Source organism: Limnobacter sp. CACIAM 66H1, assembly GCF_001601825.1.
Classification (GTDB): Bacteria; Pseudomonadota; Gammaproteobacteria; order Burkholderiales; family Burkholderiaceae_B; genus Limnobacter.
Window position 1 is genome coordinate 1 of record NZ_LUJK01000046.1, and the last position, 21,291, is coordinate 21,291.

Here is a 21,291-nt window from a genome sequence, read left to right on the forward strand (position 1 = left end):
TGCGCAGGCTCATGCCATGCAGCGTGCTGGGCCAGTACTTCTTTTCCTGAACCCGACTCGCCTGTGAGCAACACTGTGGAATCGGTTGGAGCCACTTTGGCCACCAGCTTTTCGGAGTTGGCGCACAATGGGGCTTTCACCCACCATCACCTGTTCATTCTGCTGCAGATTTGAAACCGCCCGTTTCAGCACAAAGTTTTCGCGCTTCAAACGGTTTTGATCCGCAGCTCGATCCAGGGCATACCAAAGCTGGTCAATTCGAAACGGTTTTTGTAAAAAGTCTTGCGCACCCGCACGCAGGGCACCAATGGCGGTGTCCATGTCGGCATACCCGGTGATTAGAATCACATCACCCTCGTAGCCGCCTTGGCGCAATTCATTCAGCCACTGCAGGCCGCTTTTGCCGGGTAGACTCACGTCCAGCACCACGGTGCTGTAATCGTGACTGTCGAACAGTGCTTGGGCCATTTCAACAGAACCTGCAGTATCTACACGGGCAAAACGGGTTTCGAGCGCCTTTTCCAGAAAATGGCGCATGCCCGGCTCATCATCCACCGCCAGCGCAGACAAACCTTTTCGGGGTTGAGCATCTATGCCTTGGCCTGTGGCAACTTTGGGGAGGTCGACAGTGTTGGATTGAGAGGTCAAAACAATGGCTTCACAGCGTGTTACTTAACCATGCCATTGTTCATGATTCCGTTTGGACCTGCAAGTTAGGTAAACCCTATTACTTGCAGGCAAACGATTGTTTGAAATCTGATTTTCCCCAGTTTACAGCCCGGTATTCTCGGCGATGAACGCTTTGACCTGTTCAACCGAGATGGGCATTTCCACGACCCGCTGCGGCAATTGTTCCAACCCCTGGAACTGCGCAGGCACTGGTGGTTTTTGCCCAGTGGCCTCTTCAATGGTTTCCGCAAACTTCACAGCCAGGGCAGTTTCCAAAATCACCATGGGTATGCCGGGTTCAACCAGATTGCGGGCCACTTTCACGGCATCGGCCGTGTGGGTGTCAATCAAGGTACCCGTGCGGGCGAAAACTTCCTTGATGGTATCCAGACGATTCTGGTGATCCGATGAACCAGACTGAAAACCAAAGTCTTCTTCAACCCGCTTGAAACGTGGATCTTCGGAAAGATCGAATTGGCCATTCGCGGCCAAATCCTGCCACAACGCTTTCAAGGCCTTGGGGTCGCGGCCCAACAGATCATATACAAATCGCTCAAAGTTTGAAGCCTTAGAAATGTCCATCGACGGGCTGGAGGTGATGTAGGTTTCTGCGGATTTGCGGGGGCGGTACACACCAGTCTTGAAAAACTCGTCCAGCACATTGTTTTCATTGGTGGCTACGATCAGCTTGCGAATGGGCAGGCCCATTTGGCGCGCAATGTGCCCAGCCAGCACGTTACCGAAGTTACCGGACGGCACTGCGAAACTGACAGGATCACCAATTTTTTTGGCGGTGCGCAGGTAAGCATTGAAGTAATACACCACCTGGGCAGAAATGCGACCCCAATTGATGGAATTCACAGTCCCAATTTTCTGGCGTGCCTTGTATTCAAGGTCTTCGCTCACCGCCTTCACAATGTCCTGGCAATCATCGAACAAACCTTCAATGGCAATATTGAAAATGTTCGGATCTTGCAGGCTGTACATTTGGGCGCGTTGAAATGCGCTCATTTTGCCAGCCGGGCTCAACATGAACACCCGCACGCCTTTCTTGCCGCGCATGGCGTATTCGGCCGCCGAACCCGTATCGCCGCTGGTGGCACCGAGAATGTTCAATTCGCGGTTGGTTCGAGCCAACTGGTATTCAAACAGGTTTCCCAGCAACTGCATGGCCATGTCTTTGAAAGCCAGCGTGGGGCCGTTTGAAAGCTCCAACACCTTCATGCCATCGAACAGCTCGCGCACCGGCGTAATTTCTTCGGTGCCGTACACGGCCTTGGTGTAGGTTTTGGTGGTCAACTCTTTCAGGTCAGCTTCTGGAATGTCCGTGGCATAAGGCTTCAAGACCTCAAATGCCAGCTCACCGTAGCTGAGGTGTTTCCAGCTCTCCAGCACATGCAAAGCCACTTGCGGATAAAACTCAGGCACGGCCAGACCACCATCAGGCGCCAAGCCTTCCAGCAAAATTTCCGAGAAATCTTGGGGATCCATGCCCCCACGGCTGCTGAAGTATTTCATTTCAGCTCAAGTCCTCTACGCGAATTCGGGTCAAGGGGCCATGAACGCTGTCCAAGGCCTCAATTTTTGCGATGGCCTTGTTCACATCGCCTTCGACACAACGGTGGGTCAACAACACAATTTCAGCGGTTTCTCTTTCGCTGGTGGCCTGGCGCTGAATCATGGCTTCAATTGAAATTTGATTGTCGGCCAGCAAACGGGTGACCTCAGCCAACACACCAGGCTTGTCGTCTACTGCCAAGCGCAGGTAGAAGGCAGTCACCACCTTTTCCATGGGCAACACATCCAGGTATTGAATACCCGCTTTCTGAAAAGCCAACACGGGCACGCGGCTGGCCAAAGGAGCCTGGCTTGCGCGCGCAATTTCGATCAGGTCAGCCACCACCGCCGAGGCAGTCGGCAAACTTCCAGCGCCAGCACCGTAGTACAGGGTTGGGCCCACTGCATTGGCTTTCACCAACACTGCGTTCATGACACCTTCCACATTGGCAATCAGACGCTTGCCTGGAATCAGCGTGGGATGAACGCGCAGCTCGATGCCTTGGTCGGTGCGCTTGGCAATGCCCAAGAGCTTGACGCGGTAGCCCAATTGCTCTGCAAACTGGATATCTTCCTTGGTCAGCTTGGTGATGCCTTCGATGTAGGCTTTCTCGAACTGAACGGGAACACCAAAAGCCAGTGAGCTCAGCAGGCTGATTTTGTGAGCCGCATCCACACCCTCGATGTCAAATGTGGGATCCGCTTCGGCGTAACCAAATGCTTGAGCCTGCGCCAGTACGTCGGCAAAAGGCAAACCCTTGTCACGCATTTCCGACAAAATGAAATTACAAGTGCCGTTGATAATCCCCGCGACGTATTCAATCTTGTTGGCGGCAAGCCCTTCCTTGATCGACTTGATCACAGGGATGCCACCAGCCACTGCCGCTTCGAAAGCCACCATCACATTTTTGGCTTCAGCCGCAGCAAAGATTTCATCACCATGCACTGCAAGCAAAGCCTTGTTGGCCGTGACCACATGCTTGCCTGCATTGATTGCGGCGAGCACCAGTTGCTTGGCGATTGTGTAACCACCAATCAGCTCGACCACCACGTCGATGTCGTCGCGCTTCACCGCCTCGAATGCATCACCCAGTACCTCAACGCCAGGACCGGCCAGTTCGCGCGCTTTATCGGTGTTCAGGTCGGCGATGACTTTGATCTGAATGGGAAAACCCACACGACGCTCAATTTCAATCGCATTGGTGTTCAACACATTGAATGTGCCAGAACCGACAGTACCCAAACCCAGCAGGGCCACTCGAAGAGGTTTGTTCATTTTTAAATCAGCCAAGGTGTTGTTTTCGATAACTTTCCAGGAAGCGTGCAATTCTACCAACTGCGTCCGTCAAATCATCGGTGTTGGGTAGGAAAACCACCCGGAAATGATCCGGATTAATCCAATTAAAGCCCGTGCCCTGCACTACAAGTACCTTTTCAGCTTCCAGCAACTCCAGCACAAAGCGCTGATCATTCTTGATTGGGTAAATCTTGGGGTCCAGGCGCGGAAACAGATAAAGCGCAGCTTTGGGCTTCACACAAGTGACACCTGGAATGGCGGTCATCAGGTCATAAGCCAAATCCCGCTGACGTGTCAGCCGACCTCCAGGCCCGACCAAATCGTCGATACTTTGATAACCACCCAGCGAAGTCTGAATGGCATATTGACCAGGAACGTTGGCGCACAAGCGCATGGAAGCCATGATTCCCAAGCCATCGATGTAATCGGTGGCATGGCGCTTGTCGCCAGAAATGACCATCCAACCTGCCCTGTACCCGCAAGCACGGTAGTTCTTGGACAAGCCGTTCATGGTAATGAAGAGCACATCGTCGGCCAGCGATGCAATCGAGGTGTGCTCGGCACCGTCATACAACATTTTGTCGTAAATTTCGTCCGCGAAAATGATGAGCTGGTGTTCACGGGCAATTTGCACCAACTCCTGCAACACCTCCTCGGGATACAAAGCGCCCGTTGGGTTGTTGGGGTTGATGATCACCATGGCCTTGGTTTTCTCGTTGATCAGGCTGCGAAGGTGTTTGGTGTCAGGATACCAGTCGCTTTGCTCATCGCACAGGTAGTGGCGTGGCGTACCGCCGGAAATGCTCACAGCAGCTGTCCACAAGGGATAATCAGGCGCGGGCACCAGTACTTCATCTCCGTTGTTCAGCAAGCCCTGCATGCTCATCACGATAAGCTCGGATACACCATTGCCAACGATGATGTCATCCAGTGTTACACCCTTGATTTTCTTTTGCTGGGTGTAATGCATGATCGCTTTGCGCGCTGCAAACAAACCCTTGCTGTCACTGTAACCCGAGGCATCGCCCAGATTCATGATCACATCTTGTCGAACCTCATCGGGTGCTTCAAAACCGAAAGGCGCCAAATTACCAATATTCAGCTTCAGGATACGGTGCCCCTCCTCTTCCAGCTGACGCGCTCGCTGCATCACCGGTCCGCGGATGTCATAGCAAACATTGGCCAGCTTGGTAGATTTGAGAATGGGTTTCATGTCGACCTGTGTGTGGATTGTTGTGTTGGTTATTAATGTGCTTATTCTTTTGCTTGCGCAAAGTCTTATAATTTAACCGTTTAGGCCAGTGGCTGCTAGGCTTTGGCCCCATCCTGGAGCATCTTTCGAATGAAATTTCAACCTGAATCGCTCGACAATCAATTCGTCGTTCAGCGGTATGACGAAGAAGGTGTCGTGATCAGCGGCAGGCTTCAAACTGAAAGCGTGGTATTTGGCACCGATTTCACACCCAGAATCTGGGAAAACGCGGGCTCGGGCCCACTGCAATTGGTTCACTGCGAATGGCTATATGGCCAGTGCCCCAATAGCATGGAAGTGCTACTAATTGGCACAGGGGCCAAACAGGTGTTTCCCGGCATGGACATTCGCAAGTTTTTCGCCAACAAACGCTGCCCGGTTGAGTACATGGACAGTCAGGCTGCCTGCCGCACTTACAATATTTTGATCGGTGAAGGCCGGCATGTAATTGCCGCGATTCTGCTATGACCACCTATGCTGCAGTTTTAGTGCTCTCGGGCGTAATTTTGAATGCGCTGGCCCAGCTGCTGTTAAAAATGGCGACCAACAAGGTTGGTGTGATCGAGGCCTCCAGTGCGCTGAGCCTGGGCGCCATGTCAGCTTTGTTCTTGCAGTGGCCAATGATTTTGGGGCTGTTTTGCTACGGATTTTCACTGCTCATTTGGCTAATGGCGCTTTCACGGGTCGATGTAACACTGGCCTACCCTATGCTGGCCATTGGTTACGTGATCAATGCCTTTGCGGCGCAATACTTCCTCAATGAACCTGTGAGCCTGCAGCGCTGGGTGGCGATCGGAGTGATCGTACTGGGTGTGGCGCTTTTGGCGCGTTCCTGACACTTCCTGCATTTTGCTGTCAGAAGCTGTGGGTATACTGAACCAAACATGCACAACAACCACACCTCAGGGAGCAGTACCGTGTCACTTGAAGTCAATAGCAAAGTGCCTGATTTTTCAGCCACTTGCACAGGCGGCGCCAATTTCACCCTGTCAGCCCATGCTGGCAAAAACCTGATTATTTATTTTTACCCCAAAGACAGCACACCGGGCTGCACCACCGAGGGTGAAAACTTTCGTGATCTACACTCCGAGTTCCTGAATGCCGACTGCCTCGTTTTTGGTGTATCACGCGATTCACTGAAATCGCATGAAAACTTCAAAGCCAAACTGGAATTGCCGTTTGAATTGATTTCAGATCCAGACGAGAAGGTGTGCACAATTTTCGACGTGATGAAAATGAAAAACATGTACGGCAAACAAGTACGTGGCGTAGAAAGAAGTACCTTTGTAATCAACAAGAAAGGCATTCTTGTGCAAGAGTGGCGCGGCTTGAAGGTGCCGGGTCATGCACAAGCGGTGCTTGACTTTGTACGCACAATCGGGGACTAATATCCTCACGGGCGCGGGAGTGACGACCCTGCGCGATTTATGAGCTTCCTACTTCAGATCGTTGACAATGCCTCTGCCCAAAGAACCCAGCAAACCAGCAACTACACTGAACGAAATTCCTCCAATCGCGGCACCAAAAACGAAGAAGCCGGCCAAGAAAATTGATGTCCCAGACACCATTAATGCAACTGCCAAAGCGCCCCTGACGCTGGCGGCCGACAACACGGTTACGGCCAAAGTGCCATCCACAAGCCGCTCGCGAAACCTTCCAGCAGCAGCGTCGGGCAAAACGCGCAAGCCAGTTGCCACCCCCATGGCCAAAACCAAGCGGCAAGTCACTCACACCGGCAAGAAAATTTTTGTTCTTGACACCAACGTCTTGATGCACGACCCGACGTCGCTGTTCCGTTTTGAGGAACACGATGTATTTTTGCCGCTGATTACGCTTGAAGAACTGGATAACCACAAAAAAGGCATGTCCGAGGTAGCCCGCCATGCACGGCAAGTGAGCCGTTCGCTAGATGCATTGATGGAGAACATCGAAGACATCGAAAAGGGTGTGGCGCTGGACCGGCTGGGCAACGTGGACGCCCTGGGACGCTTGCTGGTGCAAACCACTGAATTGGCCGCCGAGTTACCGAAAACATTGCCCGTGGGCAAAGCCGACAACCAGATTCTCGGCGTGGTGTTTGCACTCAGTAAACAACACCCGGATCGCGAAGTAGCGTTGGTCTCGAAAGACATCAATATGCGCATCAAGGCCCGCGCTTTGGGCCTGCTGGCTGAAGATTACTTCAACGATCAGGTGCTGGAAGACCGTGATCTGCTGTATTCGGGCATCATGGAACTGCCCGCAGATTTCTGGGAAAAGAACAGCAAAGGCATTGAAAGCTGGCAACAAGGTGGGAGCACCTTCTACCGCATTAGCGGCCCCGCCGTAAAAGACATGATGGTGAACCAGTTCGTCTACTGCGAAACTGGAATTCCATTGATCGCCCAGGTACTTGAAGTAAGCGGCAGAAGTGCTGTACTGAAAACACTGCGCGACTTTAGCCACAACAAAAACAGCGTATGGGGCATTACCGCGCGAAACCGCGAACAAAACTTCGCACTGAACTTGCTCATGAACCCGGAATGCGACTTTGTGACACTGTTGGGACAGGCCGGTACAGGCAAAACCCTGCTGGCCCTGGCTGCAGGTTTGTCGCAAGTACTTGAAAGCAAGCAATACTCTGAAATTATCGTGACCCGCGCCACAGTGCCGGTCGGTGAAGACATCGGCTTTTTGCCAGGTACGGAAGAGGAAAAAATGGCCCCTTGGATGGGCGCTTTTGAAGACAACCTGGAAGTACTGAACAAACCCGACCCAAGCAGTGGTGACTGGGGACGCTCGGCGACCACAGATTTGATCCGCACCAAGATCCGCATCAAATCAATGAACTTCATGCGCGGCCGTACCTTCATCAACAAGTTTTTGATTATTGATGAAGCGCAAAACCTGTCGCCCAAGCAAATGAAAACCCTGATCACACGTGCCGGTCCCGGTACCAAGGTAATCTGTTTGGGTAACCTGGCGCAAATTGATACGCCTTACTTGACTGAAGGCTCTTCAGGCCTGACGTATGTGGTGGATCGATTCAAGGGCTGGACACATGCTGGGCACATCACACTGCAGCGTGGTGAGCGTTCACGATTGGCTGACTTTGCGTCAGATAACCTTTGATGTGTTGATGGGCATGTGAGAAATTACATGCCCCATTGATGCATTCCCGAAGTTGGAACACTTTGCTTCAGGCGGGGTGATATTGTGCATCAAACCGATCGAATCACTGATGCCAAAGCAATAGCCTCACTCCCCTTCCGGCTGCATCCCTGCGTAGTTCTCAAACTTGGTGTACATGCCCAGGAAGGTTACCCGCACGGTACCAATTGGACCGTTACGCTGCTTACCAATAATGATCTCAGCCGTGCCTTTGTCAGGTGAATCAGGGTTGTACACCTCATCACGGTAAATGAACAAAATCACGTCGGCATCCTGCTCAATGGCGCCCGATTCTCGCAGATCACTCATCACCGGGCGTTTGTTTGGCCGCTGTTCCAGCGAGCGGTTCAGCTGCGAAAGCGCGATCACCGGGCAGTTCAGTTCCTTGGCCAAGCCTTTCAATGAACGTGAAATTTCGGAAATTTCAGTGGCACGGTTTTCCCCTGGGGACGAAGAACCCATCAACTGCAAATAGTCGATAATCACCAAACCGAGCTGGCCACACTGGCGTGCAAGGCGCCGGCAACGTGCGCGCACTTCCATCGAAGACAAGGCGGGGGTTTCATCAATAAACAGCTGTGCATTCTGCATCTTCTCAACTGCGTAGGTCAGTCGCGGCCAGTCCTCATCCGTCAATCGCCCAGTTCTTAGGCGATGTTGATCCAAACGCCCCACGGAACCCAGCAAACGCATCGCCAATTGGGTGGCACCCATTTCCATGGAGAACACAGCCACTGCATGCCCCTCTTCCACAGCCACATGTTCGCCAATATTCAAGCTGAATGCTGTCTTCCCCATTGAGGGTCTTCCGGCAACAATAATCAAGTCACCGGGCTGCAAGCCCGATGTTTTGCTGTCCAAGTCTACGAAACCGGTAGAAATACCCGTGATGTCACTGGTGCTGTCGCGGTGATAAAGCTCATCAATTCTCTCCACCACTTTACTGAGTACGGGCTGAAGGTCTTGAAAGCCGCCGGCACCACGGGCACCATCTTCCGCGATCTTGAATATCTTGCTTTCCGCTTCATCCAAGATGGTTTTGGTGTCTTTGCCTTGCGGGTTCAAGGCGGTGGTCGCGATGTCGTCGCTGATTGTTATCAGCCTGCGCAACACGGCGCGGTCGCGCACAATTTCCGCGTATCGGCGAATGTTGGCAGCAGATGGCGTATTGGTGGCCAAAGTGTTCAAGTAGGCCAAACCACCCACATCTTCAGCCTTGCCGGAGGACTGCAGCGATTCATACACAGTAATGACGTCAGCCGGTTTGGAGCCGTCAATCAGCTTGGCAATGTGCTCAAAAATAACCCGGTGATCGTAGCGGTAAAAATCTTCGGCGCGAATCACATCGCCAATTTTGTCCCAGGCCTGGTTGTCCAGCAGCAAGCCGCCCACCACCGACTGCTCGGATTCGAGCGAGTGGGGCGGAACACGCAGGCCCGTCATTTCTTGTTCTGTAAGTCGATTCTCGGACATAGTTTCGCAATAGAAAAAGGCCACCCTGAGGTGACCTTTTTTGTGGGTTCAGGCAGACCGAAAAGTATAACCGAATGTGGTTAAACCCTAGGGTCTAATTCGCCTTAAAACCTTCGACTGGCTAACGCGGCCTGCTTAGGCTGCTTCGCCAGCCACCACAACTTTCACGTCTACAACCACGTCGGGGTGCAGCGCAACAGTTACAGTGTGCTCGCCAGCAATTTTCAGCGCGCCGTTGGGCATGCGTACCTGTGCTTTTTCAACTTTCAGGCCAGATGCGTTCAGTGCGGCAGCGATGTCATGGTTGGTTACCGAACCAAACAAACGACCGTCCACAGCAGCTTTTTCGCTCAGCTGAACGGTGGTTTCACTCAACTTGGCACCCAGGGCTTGGGCGGCGGCCAGCTTTTCAGCAGCAGCTTTTTCCAGTTCGGCGCGGCGAGCCTGGAATTCGGCGATTGCTGATTCTGTGGCGCGCTTGGCTTTGCCATAAGGAATCAGGAAGTTACGTGCGTAGCCGTCTTTTACGCGAACCACGTCACCCAGTTGACCCAAGTTGGGCATTTTTTCAAGAAGAATTACTTGCATGGTGTTCTCCCGTACTGCTTAGTGGTTGTCGGTGTAAGGCAGCAAAGCCAGGAAACGTGCGCGCTTGATCGCTGTGTCCAACTGGCGCTGATAGTTCGCCTTGGTACCAGTGATACGAGCGGGCATGATCTTGCCGTTTTCGCTGATGAAATCCTTGAGCGTGTCGATGTCTTTGTAATCGATTTGCTCTACCTTGCCCACTGTGAAGCGGCAAAACTTCTTGCGCTTGAACAAGGGGTTCTGTTGTGGACGACGTCCCTTGCGATCATTTTTACGACCAAAAGCCATAATATTCTCCAACTATTTCAGGTCTTCAACATTCGCGCACTGCGCAAACATGAAATCGAAGACTTTTTGATTTGTGCGAACGAAGCGCTATGAATCCGGTCCAGTTTTTCAAGCTTCCCACTTCAAGGCCACTGATCTGATTGGCTACTACACCCAGCGCAACCGCTGAAACTGTGCACTTCACCATTCTTGGCTTGCTGGCTTCAAGCTGCTCACTGTCGTGCTCAAGCTCGAATTCGCAAATGGGCAAACCTGCCGGGGTGTATCGCAATATTGATTTTGCAACCAATGTGGCGGTCAAGGTGAACTGGTTAATGCCAGCCTTTCCTTCTTCCCCAAACTTGTCTGAATTTTCCGCTGCTTCCTCCTGATTCATTGATTCAGTGTTGCGTGTTGACGATTTACTCGTCGTCACCCTCGTCTGAATCAGAACTGTCGTCGTTTGAAGACGCAGTGGCAGAAGCGGCTTTACGCTCTTGCTCACGCTGAACTTCCTTCATCATTGGAGAAGGCGCGGTTTCAGCTTTTTTCATCTTCACAGTCAAGTGACGCAGTACGGCGTCGTTGAATTTGAACGCAGTTTCCAGTTCCTCGAGAACTTCCTGGCTGCATTCAATGTTCAACAACACATAGTGTGCTTTGGCCAGCTTCTGGATTGGGTAGGCCAATTGGCGACGACCCCAATCTTCATGGCGGTGTACTTTTCCGCCGTTGGCTTCGATGGTTCCACGATACTTCTCAACCATGGCAGGCACTTGCTCGCTTTGGTCGGGATGCACGATGAAAGCAATTTCATAGTGACGCATTGATAAACTCCTATGGATTTTCCACAATTGGAAAAGCCGCCACACCCCCGTGGTGCAGCAGCAGGTAACCCGAAATTATAGTGGGTTTTCAAGAAACAAGCAACGGCCTATAGTTGCCAACTGCCCAAAACACAGAAATTCAGGCAGTTTGCTCTTGCAAACGCTTCTTTTCCATGTCGCGAAGCTCCCGGCGAAGCACTTTGCCAACCGGGCTCTTGGGTAGTTCTTTCATAAATTCCACATGGCGTGGAATTTTGTAGGCGGTCATGTGTTTGCGGCAATGCTCAATCACATGCTCCGCGGTTAAGTCTGGGTCTTTTTTGACTACAAACAGTTTCACAGCCTCGCCGGTTTTGCTATCGGGTACACCCACGGCAGCCGCTTCGAAAATACCATTCAACAAAGTGGCCACGGCCTCAATTTCCTTGGGGTACACATTAAAGCCCGACACCAGAATCATGTCCTTCTTGCGGTCGGTAATGTAGAAATAGCCGTTTTCGTCCATGTAGGCGATATCGCCTGTTTTCAGCCAGCCATCTTGTGTCAGGATTTCAGCAGTTTCGCGAGGTTTGTTCCAGTAACCACGCATCACCTGCGGGCCTTTCAAGCACAATTCGCCTTCCTGTCCAACAGGCAACTCGTTGAAGTCGTCGTCACGAATAGTCACGTCAGTGGACGGTACGGGTAAACCAATCGATCCGTTGTACTCCTCGTGCAGGGGATTAATACACACTGCGGGCGAGGCCTCGGTTAAACCATAAGCCTCCGATAAACGCGTACCTGTCACTTTCTTCCACCGGTCGGCCACCGCAGGCTCAATGGCGGCACCACCGCCCAACACCAGCTTCACATGGGAAAAATCGACTTGATCAAACCCTGGGGTATTCAACAAGCCATTGAACAAGGTGTTGACCCCCGTCAGCGCCGTAAATGGCACGGCAGCCAGCGTTTTCACAAAAGCTTTCATGTTCCTGGGGTCTGTAATCAACAGACAATGACCGCCCACCTTGATAAACACCAGAATATTCGCGGTCAAGCAGAAGATGTGATACATGGGAAGCGCGGTGATCGCAATTTCCTTGCCCTCTTCAATATCCTGATTTAACCAAGCTGAGGCCTGCTGCAGATTGGCGACAATATTTCCATGGGTCAGCATTGCACCTTTCGCCACACCAGTGGTGCCCCCGGTGTATTGCAGAAACGCCAAATCGTCGTGGGTAATATTGACCTTGCGAAGTTCAGTGTTGCGGCCTTGAGCCAAGGCCTTTTTAAAAGTAATGGCACCCGCGATATTGAACGCTGGCACCAGCTTCTTCACGTAGCGCACCACAAAGTTAAGCAATACTCGCTTGAAAAAGCCGTGCATTTCGCCCATCGACGCCAGTACGATGTGCTCGACAGGCGTATTTTTGATCACCTTTTCCAGCGTGTGAGCTACGTTCTCAAACACCACAATCACCTTGGCACCTGAGTCCCGCAGTTGATGCTCAAGCTCGGTGGGGGTGTACAACGGGTTCACGTTCACAGCGACAAAACCGGCGCGGATCGCACCCAACATGGCCACAGGGTACTGCAGCAAATTGGGCATCATAAATGCCACACGGTCGCCCTTCTTCATGCCTGGCAGACTTTGCAGGTAGGCACCAAAATCACGGGTTAGTGAATCCAGACGCTCATAGGTCAGCGCTGTTCCCATGTTGCTGAAAGCGGTTTTATCGGCGAACTTGCGACTTGCGTCCTCAAAAATATCCCGAATAGAGGGGTACTGATCCAAATCAACCGACGTGGGTACACCCGGCGGGTAGCTCTGAATCCAGGCTTTATCTGTCACAAATGTCTCCTTCTTGTAGGCACTGCCGTGCTTCGCAACTGTTTTGTATTGATGGAAAACAATACCGGAATATCAAAGAGCATGGATTCTAATGCACTACGATTGCGATGTGTACCTGCACCAAAGGCGTGATCAAGGAAATTTCGACAAGGTGCCTTGTCGAATCCCTTCCAGGATGGACATTTCACGCTCTTGAATCAACTGGAAAAACAGGGTTGGCTTTTCAAGCGAGGCAAAAGCATCCAGGCCTTGACTCAAAAAATCGTGGAAATCCTCTAAATTCGCCTTTTGCGCTGCACCACGTGTCATCTTCATCAATGACCGTAAAAAAGGCAGGCGCATCAACTTGCGCAAGGATTCTCCGACCTCACGTACCAACAAAATTTGACGCTCTCGCAAATCAAATTGCCCTTGTTGCCTGAAGGCCTCTATGTAGTATTTTTCTTTAAGTTCATTGTCAGAATAAAACTCTTTCTCATTGATATAACTGGTAATTTCATCATCCAATAGCTCGGCCAAATAGTCCATATAAATCACTTTTCTCACCGTATCTACTGCACCGCTAGGTAGCAATTTCTCCAGTTTGGGCAACACCCTTTCTACTTGGTGATCCCGAGTGCTGACATCGTGCGTGCAATACAGTTGATCCAGGAAAAAACGACAGGCTGCATGCATGCCCTTGTCTTCCAGTAAATCCTTATAAGTAAATTTCAACCTGTTGTTTTGAAATATTTTTAAGTCTGTCTTTAAGCGCAAAAAATCGACTGACCGTCCTTCACCTCGACGAAGGGCAGCGATGGCTTTTTGTAATTCGAGAGGGGAACTGTGAATATCAATCATGGCGATTCAATTGCGCTTGTATGTTGAAGCCCCACATCGTTTGCTGCATAGCAGCACAAATCAGACATGGAAAATAGTCAAAATTTATGTTTACATCCGTTAATGTTAAACCGGAGAGTGAGACAAAAATGAATGCCCCTTCCAAAGCACACGGCCAAGAATTGACAGCAGCAGAACTAAAAGCAACTTTGGAGTCCTTAAAGCAAGCTTACCGCATCAACCCTTACCCAGAGTGGAGCCAGCGAAAGGCCTGGTTAATGGCGTTGAGCGACATGATCTATGACAACAAACTGAGAATCGCAGAGGCCATTTCCGAAGATTTTGGCTATCGCTCCAAAAATGACACGCTGTTGGCCGAAGTGTTTCCTTCTCTTGAAGGTATTCGCCACGCGATCAAACATGGCAAGGGATGGATGAAGCCCCGCCATGAAGGTGCCAGCATTTGGTTCAAACCCGCCAGCACCTGCCTCATGCCCCAACCTTTGGGCGTGGTGGGTGTGATCGTACCCTGGAATTACCCCTTGTTTTTATCCATCGGCCCCATGATTGCTGCGCTTGCGGCGGGAAATCGTGTGTTCATCAAGATGAGTGAATACACACCCCGCTTCAGCGCCCTGCTCGATGAATTGCTGGCCAAGGCGCTGGGCCGCGAGGTGGTACAGGTGATCAATGGTGGGCCTGAGGTCGCCGCCGAGTTCTCTCGCTTGCCTTTCGACCATCTGTTGTTCACTGGCTCAACCCCAGTAGGAAAAATGGTCATGAAGGCAGCCAGTGAAAACCTGGTGCCAGTGACGCTTGAACTGGGTGGCAAAAGCCCTGTGATCATTACCGCACCTACCGTAGCCAACCCCAGCCGGTTTGAAAATGCGATTGCGCGAACCTTGTCTGGCAAGTCGATCAATGCGGGTCAAACCTGCATTGCCCCCGACTACCTCATGGTTCCTGAAGGCTGTGAAGAACAGTTGATCTCTCACGCCAAGGCGATCATCGATCGCCGCTTCCCGGATGGAATCCTGTCCAAGGATTTCACTGGCATCGTTTCCGATCGTCACGCAACCCGCTTGCAACGACTGATCGACGAGGCTGCGGAACAAGGGGCACGTGTGGTGACACTCATGAAAACTGCCGACAGCCCGGGCCGCAAAATCCCGATGACACTGGTATTTAACGCCAAACCAGATTCCATGCTGATGCAAGAGGAAATTTTTGGCCCGGTGCTGCCTGTGATCACCTACAAACGCTTGGATGAAGCGCTTGATTACATCAACGACCGTCCTCGCCCACTGGCGCTGTACTTGTTTGACGATGAATCAAAAACCCAGGATATGGTGATGAAGCAAACAATCGCCGGCGGCGTGTGCTTGAACGAAACCCTGTTCCACATCGCACAGGAAAACCTGCCCTTTGGTGGTGTGGGCGACTCCGGTATGGGCCATTACCACGGCAAATTTGGTTTTGACACCATGACCAAATTGAAACCTATTTTCAAGCAAAGCCGTTTTCACGTTATGGAAATGTTGTCCCCTCCCTATGACAACAAGATGTTTGCTTTCATGACCAAACTGCTGACTCGCAAGGTATAAGCCTAAGCTTCATGAACAGACGTCAATTTTTTAAATTCGGTGCCGCTGGCCTGCTGTTGGCTGGCGGTCTGAGTTGGCTGGGCAAGCACTTTGCCAAGGTGGAAGTGGTCGCAGGTCAATCCGTGGTTCAGCAACGGCACATCCCCATGCTGAAGGCGATCGCCGAGGGGCTACTAGACCCTGCGCTACCAGCGTCAGGGAGAACCCAAGCAATTGAAGCGGCGGTAAACGCGTTTGTAAGTGCGACCAATACATTGGCACCGAACGCACAAGCCGAGCTTGGGCAACTTTTGAATATTCTTGAAAACCCGGTCGGAAGAAGGCTGATTGCTGATTTGGGAAGCAGCTGGGACGACGCTACACCTTTGCAAGTTCAAGCCTTTTTGGCCTCGTTTCGAGATCACCCCATCCCGGCACTTCAGCCCGGCTACCATGCACTTCACGACCTGATGATGGCCGCTTGGTACGGGCTACCCAGCCAGTGGGCCGATATGGGCTACCCTGGCCCACCGTTCCAAATTCTCTGACCCTCGACTTGATCAATGACTGAATACGAAATGAAATCCATGGGCGAATTAGCGGGCGGATTGGTACCCGACCTTTTTGCTGCGGGGGTCGCAAATGGCTGGAAAGCCTACGAGGCCCACAAACGCGAAATGCCCAAACAAATAAGTGCTGATGTGGTGATTATCGGCACTGGTGCCGGTGGCGGTATTACAGCTGAAATATGCGCCAAGGCAGGTTTGAAAGTTTTGATGATTGAAGAAGGTCCACTCAAAACTTCAAAAGATTTCAAAATGCTCGAGTCAGTGGCTTATCCAACGCTATATCAGGAAAGTGCTGGCCGCAAAACCGCCGACAAAGCCATCAATATTTTGCAGGGCCGTACAGTAGGCGGCTCAACCACCGTGAACTGGACATCCAGTTTCAGGACTCCTGCCGACACGTTGGCCTTTTGGCAAAAGCAGTTTGCATTGAAAGACATGACCGTGGAGGCCATGGCCCCTTGGTTTGAGCAAGCCGAGCGTCGCCTGAATATTGCGGATTGGCAAGTGCCACCGAATGAAAACAACGATCTGTTGCGCCGTGGCGCCGAGGCCAAAGGAATTTCCTGGGGCGCCATTCGGCGCAATGTGAAGGATTGCTGGAATCTGGGTTATTGCGGCATGGGCTGCCCCACCAATGCCAAGCAATCCATGTTGGTTTCGACCATTCCCGCCGCACTTGACCAGGGTGCCGAGCTGATCGCCGCCCTACGCGCTCACTCATTTAAAATTTCTCAAGGTCGAATTCGTACCTTGCGCTGCCAGGTCATGAATGCGGACGGTGTGTTGCCCTCGGGAAAGGAGGTTGAAATCACTGCCAAGCATTTTGTACTGTCTGGCGGCGCCATCAACAGCCCAGCGCTATTGCTGCGCTCGAACGCGAGTGATCCCTATGACCGCTTGGGTGAGCGTACCACCCTTCATCCTGTGGTGATTTCCGCTGCAATGATGGAACAGGAGGTACGCGCTGACGCCGGTGCGCCCCAGACCATCTACAGCGACCATTATTTGCACACCGACCCGATTGACGGACCGGTGGGTTTCAAACTGGAAGCGCCGCCCCTACACCCGGTAATTTTTGCTTCGACTCTGCCCGGCTTTGCAAAAAAGCATTCAGACATCATGAAGAATTTCTCGAAAACGCACATGCAACTGGCCTTGCTTCGCGACGGGTTTAATTCAGGAAGTGTGGGTGGTCAGGTTCGGCTGAATAGCGATGGCAGCCCTGTGCTGGATTACAAACTGACCCCTGCGATTTGGAATGCCGCTCGCCGGGCCCTGGTCGCCATGGCCGAATTGCAGCATGCCGCAGGCGCACTCAGTACACTGCCTGTACACGAGTACTCCAAACCGGCCAGCAACATTGATGAAGCCTTGAAGCAGATCAATGAGCTCGATATGAAACCACTGAGCATGAAAGTGGTTTCCGCCCATGTCATGGGTGGCTGTGCCATGGCGGGCGAAGAGAAGCTGGGGGTCACCAGGCCAGATGGTCGCCACTGGCAAATCGAGAATTTGTCCATTCATGATGGCTCTTTATTCCCGACAAGTATCGGCGCCAACCCTCAGCTTTCCATTTACGGACTGACGAACAAACTAAGCCAACAACTGGTGACTGAACTGACTGGCCAAGCAGCCACTGCCCTAGCTTAAGAATCATGATTCGTCACCTGAACCGACTGTACTGGCTAGGCTACATTTCAGTCATGTTTGGCCTGTATTGGGTACTTCGTCACTGGTTTGGCGTCAGGGCTGACAATTCGGCCGTGGCAGCGATTGGCCTCGTGGCGGGTGTTCTCTTCGCAGCGCATGTGGGCTTTAATGTGTCCGGCTTTGCACTGTCCTACAGTGTTCGCCAGATCCCGCAGGTGCGGGACAAGGGGCTACCCTTTCATAGTACAGAAGGTGAAGGTTTCCATCGACTCAGCATTCCTCGATGGATCAAGGCCGTGCTGATTGAAAGCTTCAGTTCACTCAAACTAATCACACTACTTCAACCCTGGGCACCGAATCCGGACGGCATCCGCCTGGCAGGCAAAACATGGCGCAAGAAAAAACCACTTCCTGTATTGCTTGTGCACGGTTATTTGTGTAATTCCGCGGTGTGGGCAGGCACGCGTGCCCTGCTTGATCGCGCTGATGTGAGCACCCACGCCATTACACTTGAACCAGCCATTGGCTCCATTCGCAGCTATTCCGAAGCTATTCATGAAGCAATTGACGAACTGCTGGTCGCAACTGGTGCCCCCCAGGTAAAAATAATCGCGCACAGTATGGGCGGTGTCGCTGTTCGCTTCCATGCCACGGAATATGGTCACCACAGAATTGCAGGCATGATCACCGTTGGCAGCCCTCATTACGGTACAGCACTGTCCACCTTGGGCATTGGCAAGAATGTCAAACAAATGGCTTGGGGTAGTTACTTCTTGAAAACCCTGAGGGAGCATCCCACTGACCGGGAATTTCAAACCAAAATCTGGTCACTCTGGAGCCCGCAAGACAACATTGTGTGCCCACCGGTATCCAGCAAACTAGAGCATGGAAAAAATACCGCCGTGCCCGGCTGCGGGCACGTGGCTTTGCTCAACGACTCCACCACAGAAGACCTGATCCTCAACTGGCTTGCAGAAGACGCTCAGGCCTATCCCTTGGCGGCAAATCGCGCTTAGAAGTGGATACCTTGCATCAGCGTTGAGAATGCAACCTGTTCTGCAGATGGACCACTTCCTTTCTTGCCTTTCGCGGCCGATTCCGAATCCGGGAACATGCGGAAAGACGTATTCATCAAAATTTGCGCTGGCTTGGGTATCAGCGCATGCATCACCTGCCCCAACACGCCCAGACGGGTTGCAATGCGAACCGGCTTGTGAATCACTGCTTGCGCGATCAAATCAGCCGCCTGCTCGGGGCTCAGCGTAGGCACGTTGTTGTACAACTTGGTGGGTGCAATCATGGGGGTACGCACCAAAGGCATATTGATGGTGGTGAACGTGATGTTCAGGTCTGCAAACTCGGAGGCCGCACAACGGGTCCATGCATCCAGCGCCCCTTTGGAGGCCACATAGGCGGAGAAACGTGGCGCGTTGGTCAACACCCCAATCGACGAAATATTCACTACATGACCTTTGCGGCGCTCCATCATTTTCGGCAACAAGCCATAAGTCACCCTCAGGGCACCAAAATAGTTCAACTGCATGGTGCGCTCAAGGTCGTGGAAACGATCAAAGCTGTTCTCAATGCCACGCCGAATTGAACGGCCTGCATTGTTGATCAAAATATCGACGTGGCCAAAATCAGCCAACAATTGCGATACGAACCGGTCGCAATCCTGCATGTCCGCAATATCAACCGAGTAAGTGTGCAACTCATAGCCGTCAGCTTTCACCAAGGCTTTGGCCTCGGCAAGCTTTTCTTCATCACGGCCGCAAATTACCGTAATTGCGCCGGCTGCTGCGAATTTTTGTGCGGCGGCCAAACCAATACCCGAGGAGCCACCGGTGATGAGTACTACTTTGTCTTTCACCTGACCAGTCAAACTGCGGTCGATAAACAAATCGGGATCCAGGTGACGCTCCCAGTAATCCCAAATTGCCCAAGCGTAATCTTCAAGACGTGGACATGCAATACCGCTGCCCTCCAGCGCGGCCACGGTTTGGCGACAATCATAACGGGTGGGCCAGTTGATATAACCAAACACCTCTTCGGGCAAAGCCAGGTCTTTTAACAAGGCGTTGCGAATGCGGCGGACTGGCGTCAGACTCATCAAACCTTTTTTAACCGCACCAGGCACGAAACCAAACATGGCTGCGTTAATCCGCATTTCCATTTTCGGCGCATGGGCTGCGCGAGCAAAGGTGTTCAGAACATCGCCAATTCGACCCGGGTTGGGGTCAACCAAATGGAATGCTTTACCGTCCAAATCCGGTTGGTGTGCAATGTAATCCATCGCATTGACCACAAAATCGACGGGTACAATATTGATTCGCCCGCCTTCAATACCAATCGTTGGCACCCAGGAAGGCAACAACTTGCGCATTTTCTGGATTAGCTTGAACAGATAATACGGTCCATCAATTTTGTCCATCTCACCAGTTTTGGAATCGCCCACCACGAAACCAGGGCGGTAGACTCGCCACGCACCCTTGACCTTCTTGCGCACGATCGCCTCTGAATCATGCTTGGTGCGGAAATATGGATGATCCAGATTCTCAGCTTCTTCAAACATGTCTTCACGGAAGATGCCTTCATAAAGACCCGCTGCCGCGATCGACGAGGTTAGCTGAAAGCAGCCCGCGCCAATTGCATTGGCAAGGTCAACTGCGTTCTCGGTGCCTTTGATATTGGTCTCTTGCTGGCTTTCCGCATCAGCAGCCAAATCGTAAATGGCAGCCAGGTGAAAAAAATGGGCAATGTTTTTGCTCAGCTCTTTGATCTCGGTGGCTTTCAATCCCAGCTTGGGTTTGGTGAGGTCACCCACCACAGGCACACACTGTCCTTTTTTGGCGCCCCAATACTTTTGCAGTTCGGGTACTTTGTCCAGGCTTGATTCACGAATCAAAAAGTAAATCGTGCCTTTGCGCTTTTGCTCAACCAAGCGCTTCACCAATCGTTTACCGATGAAGCCAGTGGCTCCGGTCACAAAATAATTCATGTATGTCTTCTCCGCGCGGGGTTTTTTTATGGAAGATACGTCTTTGGAAGGCTTACTATAACTGCCCGACCGAAATTCTCAAACTCCATGCGGTCTGTAACGGTATTTTGTCAGCACCGTACTTACGGGAAAACACGAGGTAGGGTTTAGTGTGCCTTCTCTAGTGTGGCATCGATAAACTACTACAATAAACAAAAAAGGCTCAGCCCCCCACGGGCTATTCGCCATCACAAGGAGAGACAACATGGCCGGTAAGAAAAAACCCATCAAAGGCGCAGTAGACAGCGCTCAACAATTGTGGACCGCAGGCGTGGGTGCCATCACCAAAGCGCAAGAAGAAAGCAACCGTGTTTTGGAAAACCTGGTCAAGGAAGGCCATGAAATTCAGGAGCGAACCGTGAAATTTGCAGATCAAAAAGTGGTTGAAGTGACTGGCAAAGTCAGCAAACTTGCTGGCTCAGTGTCCAGCAAAGCCACCCAACACTGGGACAAGCTGGAGCAAGTGTTCGAAGAGCGCGTTGCCCGCGCGCTGGGTCGCTTGGGGGTTCCAACCAACAAGGACGTCCAACAACTGTCCGAGCGCATTGATCAATTGTCAGCTGCAATTGCCGAATTGACCGGCAAAAAGGTGGACACCAAAGCCAGTGCTACCAAACGGACCACCACTCGCACTAAAAAATCCGCCGAGTAATTGAATCCTAAGCCGACAGGGCCAAAGGCGGTCTTGTCGGACACACTTTGCGGCTGGAGCTCATAACCCG

21 protein-coding genes and 1 pseudogene are annotated in these 21,291 nt (G+C 51.9%); 9 read left to right on the plus strand and 13 right to left on the minus strand.

The window, feature by feature from the left end; all coding sequences use genetic code 11:
* The 5 genes and pseudogenes from A0129_RS15840 to A0129_RS12395 form a co-directional block, all read right to left on the minus strand.
* On the minus strand, window positions 1-140 hold a 140-nt coding region (locus A0129_RS15840), incomplete at its 3' end, for a sigma 54-interacting transcriptional regulator (RefSeq protein ID WP_367189963.1).
* Between the two features lie 157 nt (window positions 141-297).
* Window positions 298-537, minus strand: a pseudogene (locus A0129_RS15845) (response regulator); the annotation flags it as partial.
* Between the two features lie 234 nt (window positions 538-771).
* Entirely contained in the window at window positions 772-2,187 is a 1,416-nt protein-coding gene (gene thrC / locus A0129_RS12385) for a threonine synthase (RefSeq protein ID WP_291715401.1), read from the minus strand.
* A gap of 1 nt (window position 2,188) precedes the next feature.
* Window positions 2,189-3,502, minus strand: coding sequence for a homoserine dehydrogenase (locus tag A0129_RS12390; RefSeq protein ID WP_291715403.1), 1,314 nt, complete (start codon window positions 3,500-3,502; stop codon window positions 2,189-2,191).
* A gap of 7 nt (window positions 3,503-3,509) precedes the next feature.
* Window positions 3,510-4,736 carry a pyridoxal phosphate-dependent aminotransferase gene (locus A0129_RS12395; protein WP_291715405.1) on the minus strand — a complete coding sequence of 409 codons (1,227 nt, stop codon included), beginning with the start codon at window positions 4,734-4,736 and terminating at the stop codon, window positions 3,510-3,512.
* Between the two features lie 129 nt (window positions 4,737-4,865).
* Here A0129_RS12395 and A0129_RS12400 point away from each other — a divergent pair, with 129 nt between their 5' ends.
* The 4 genes from A0129_RS12400 to A0129_RS12415 all read left to right on the plus strand — a co-directional run bounded on the left by A0129_RS12400 (window position 4,866) and on the right by A0129_RS12415 (window position 7,886).
* Window positions 4,866-5,243: an Mth938-like domain-containing protein gene (locus tag A0129_RS12400; RefSeq protein WP_291715407.1), complete on the plus strand. Its 378-nt coding sequence runs from the start codon at window positions 4,866-4,868 to the stop codon at window positions 5,241-5,243.
* On the plus strand, window positions 5,240-5,611 hold the full coding sequence (locus A0129_RS12405; protein WP_275271013.1) for an SMR family transporter: 372 nt from the start codon (window positions 5,240-5,242) through the stop codon (window positions 5,609-5,611). Before A0129_RS12400 ends, A0129_RS12405 begins: the two co-directional genes overlap by 4 nt.
* A 48-nt stretch (window positions 5,612-5,659) precedes the next feature.
* On the plus strand, window positions 5,660-6,163 hold the full coding sequence (locus A0129_RS12410) for a peroxiredoxin (protein WP_291715409.1): 504 nt from the start codon (window positions 5,660-5,662) through the stop codon (window positions 6,161-6,163).
* Between the two features lie 67 nt (window positions 6,164-6,230).
* Entirely contained in the window at window positions 6,231-7,886 is a 1,656-nt protein-coding gene (locus tag A0129_RS12415; RefSeq protein ID WP_291715411.1) for a PhoH family protein, read from the plus strand.
* Window positions 7,887-8,012: 126 nt separating this feature from the next.
* Here A0129_RS12415 and A0129_RS12420 read toward each other — a convergent pair whose 3' ends face one another.
* The 7 genes from A0129_RS12420 to A0129_RS12450 form a co-directional block, all read right to left on the minus strand.
* On the minus strand, window positions 8,013-9,398 hold the full coding sequence (locus A0129_RS12420) for a replicative DNA helicase (RefSeq protein ID WP_291715413.1): 1,386 nt from the start codon (window positions 9,396-9,398) through the stop codon (window positions 8,013-8,015).
* Between the two features lie 135 nt (window positions 9,399-9,533).
* Entirely contained in the window at window positions 9,534-9,986 is a 453-nt protein-coding gene (gene rplI / locus A0129_RS12425; RefSeq protein ID WP_105028837.1) for a 50S ribosomal protein L9, read from the minus strand.
* Window positions 9,987-10,004: 18 nt separating this feature from the next.
* Window positions 10,005-10,274 (minus strand): 30S ribosomal protein S18, encoded by a 270-nt coding sequence (gene rpsR / locus A0129_RS12430; RefSeq protein ID WP_008249877.1) that lies wholly within the window; start codon window positions 10,272-10,274, stop codon window positions 10,005-10,007.
* 25 nt (window positions 10,275-10,299) lie between these two features.
* Window positions 10,300-10,650, minus strand: a complete 351-nt coding sequence (gene priB, locus A0129_RS12435; RefSeq protein ID WP_291715415.1) for a primosomal replication protein N — start codon at window positions 10,648-10,650, stop codon at window positions 10,300-10,302.
* A gap of 25 nt (window positions 10,651-10,675) precedes the next feature.
* The gene (rpsF, locus tag A0129_RS12440; protein ID WP_105028835.1) at window positions 10,676-11,080 is read right to left on the minus strand and encodes a 30S ribosomal protein S6; all 405 of its coding nucleotides are present in this window, start codon (window positions 11,078-11,080) and stop codon (window positions 10,676-10,678) included.
* A gap of 139 nt (window positions 11,081-11,219) precedes the next feature.
* Complete coding sequence (locus A0129_RS12445; RefSeq protein WP_291715417.1) at window positions 11,220-12,911, minus strand: AMP-binding protein; 1,692 nt, start codon at window positions 12,909-12,911, stop codon at window positions 11,220-11,222.
* A 132-nt stretch (window positions 12,912-13,043) separates the two neighbouring features.
* Window positions 13,044-13,751 (minus strand): hypothetical protein, encoded by a 708-nt coding sequence (locus A0129_RS12450; protein ID WP_291715419.1) that lies wholly within the window; start codon window positions 13,749-13,751, stop codon window positions 13,044-13,046.
* Between the two features lie 128 nt (window positions 13,752-13,879).
* Between A0129_RS12450 and A0129_RS12455 the strand changes: the two genes are divergently transcribed.
* The 4 genes from A0129_RS12455 to A0129_RS12470 are packed head-to-tail and all read left to right on the plus strand — an operon-like array spanning window position 13,880 to window position 18,548.
* Window positions 13,880-15,334: a coniferyl aldehyde dehydrogenase gene (locus A0129_RS12455; protein WP_291715421.1), complete on the plus strand. Its 1,455-nt coding sequence runs from the start codon at window positions 13,880-13,882 to the stop codon at window positions 15,332-15,334.
* 11 nt (window positions 15,335-15,345) lie between these two features.
* Window positions 15,346-15,861 (plus strand): hypothetical protein, encoded by a 516-nt coding sequence (locus A0129_RS12460; RefSeq protein WP_291715423.1) that lies wholly within the window; start codon window positions 15,346-15,348, stop codon window positions 15,859-15,861.
* Between the two features lie 15 nt (window positions 15,862-15,876).
* The gene (locus tag A0129_RS12465) at window positions 15,877-17,532 is read left to right on the plus strand and encodes a GMC family oxidoreductase (RefSeq protein WP_291715425.1); all 1,656 of its coding nucleotides are present in this window, start codon (window positions 15,877-15,879) and stop codon (window positions 17,530-17,532) included.
* 5 nt (window positions 17,533-17,537) lie between these two features.
* Entirely contained in the window at window positions 17,538-18,548 is a 1,011-nt protein-coding gene (locus A0129_RS12470) for an alpha/beta fold hydrolase (protein WP_291715427.1), read from the plus strand.
* Here A0129_RS12470 and A0129_RS12475 read toward each other — a convergent pair.
* Window positions 18,545-20,530 (minus strand): SDR family oxidoreductase, encoded by a 1,986-nt coding sequence (locus A0129_RS12475; RefSeq protein ID WP_291715428.1) that lies wholly within the window; start codon window positions 20,528-20,530, stop codon window positions 18,545-18,547. The two genes, A0129_RS12470 and A0129_RS12475, sit on opposite strands and share 4 nt — an antisense overlap.
* 244 nt (window positions 20,531-20,774) lie before the next feature.
* On the opposite strand from A0129_RS12475, the gene A0129_RS12480 reads away from it, so the two are divergent.
* Window positions 20,775-21,221 carry a phasin family protein gene (locus tag A0129_RS12480; protein ID WP_291715430.1) on the plus strand — a complete coding sequence of 149 codons (447 nt, stop codon included), beginning with the start codon at window positions 20,775-20,777 and terminating at the stop codon, window positions 21,219-21,221.
* Window positions 21,222-21,291: the final 70 nt, after the last annotated feature.

Coding starts and splice junctions, on each gene's coding strand:
- A0129_RS12400 (WP_291715407.1), top strand. CDS start 4,866: ATGAAATTTCAACCTGAATCGCTCGACAATCAATTCGTCGTTCAGCGG.
- A0129_RS12455 (WP_291715421.1), top strand. CDS start 13,880: ATGAATGCCCCTTCCAAAGCACACGGCCAAGAATTGACAGCAGCAGAA.
- A0129_RS12470 (WP_291715427.1), top strand. CDS start 17,538: ATGATTCGTCACCTGAACCGACTGTACTGGCTAGGCTACATTTCAGTC.
- thrC (WP_291715401.1), bottom strand. CDS start 2,187: ATGAAATACTTCAGCAGCCGTGGGGGCATGGATCCCCAAGATTTCTCG.
- A0129_RS12450 (WP_291715419.1), bottom strand. CDS start 13,751: ATGATTGATATTCACAGTTCCCCTCTCGAATTACAAAAAGCCATCGCT.
- priB (WP_291715415.1), bottom strand. CDS start 10,650: ATGAATCAGGAGGAAGCAGCGGAAAATTCAGACAAGTTTGGGGAAGAA.
- A0129_RS12475 (WP_291715428.1), bottom strand. CDS start 20,530: ATGAATTATTTTGTGACCGGAGCCACTGGCTTCATCGGTAAACGATTG.
- A0129_RS12395 (WP_291715405.1), bottom strand. CDS start 4,736: ATGAAACCCATTCTCAAATCTACCAAGCTGGCCAATGTTTGCTATGAC.
- rpsR (WP_008249877.1), bottom strand. CDS start 10,274: ATGGCTTTTGGTCGTAAAAATGATCGCAAGGGACGTCGTCCACAACAG.
- A0129_RS12405 (WP_275271013.1), top strand. CDS start 5,240: ATGACCACCTATGCTGCAGTTTTAGTGCTCTCGGGCGTAATTTTGAAT.
- rplI (WP_105028837.1), bottom strand. CDS start 9,986: ATGCAAGTAATTCTTCTTGAAAAAATGCCCAACTTGGGTCAACTGGGT.
- A0129_RS12410 (WP_291715409.1), top strand. CDS start 5,660: ATGCACAACAACCACACCTCAGGGAGCAGTACCGTGTCACTTGAAGTC.
- A0129_RS12480 (WP_291715430.1), top strand. CDS start 20,775: ATGGCCGGTAAGAAAAAACCCATCAAAGGCGCAGTAGACAGCGCTCAA.
- A0129_RS12420 (WP_291715413.1), bottom strand. CDS start 9,398: ATGTCCGAGAATCGACTTACAGAACAAGAAATGACGGGCCTGCGTGTT.
- A0129_RS12460 (WP_291715423.1), top strand. CDS start 15,346: ATGAACAGACGTCAATTTTTTAAATTCGGTGCCGCTGGCCTGCTGTTG.
- A0129_RS12465 (WP_291715425.1), top strand. CDS start 15,877: ATGACTGAATACGAAATGAAATCCATGGGCGAATTAGCGGGCGGATTG.
- A0129_RS12390 (WP_291715403.1), bottom strand. CDS start 3,502: ATGAACAAACCTCTTCGAGTGGCCCTGCTGGGTTTGGGTACTGTCGGT.
- rpsF (WP_105028835.1), bottom strand. CDS start 11,080: ATGCGTCACTATGAAATTGCTTTCATCGTGCATCCCGACCAAAGCGAG.
- A0129_RS12415 (WP_291715411.1), top strand. CDS start 6,231: ATGCCTCTGCCCAAAGAACCCAGCAAACCAGCAACTACACTGAACGAA.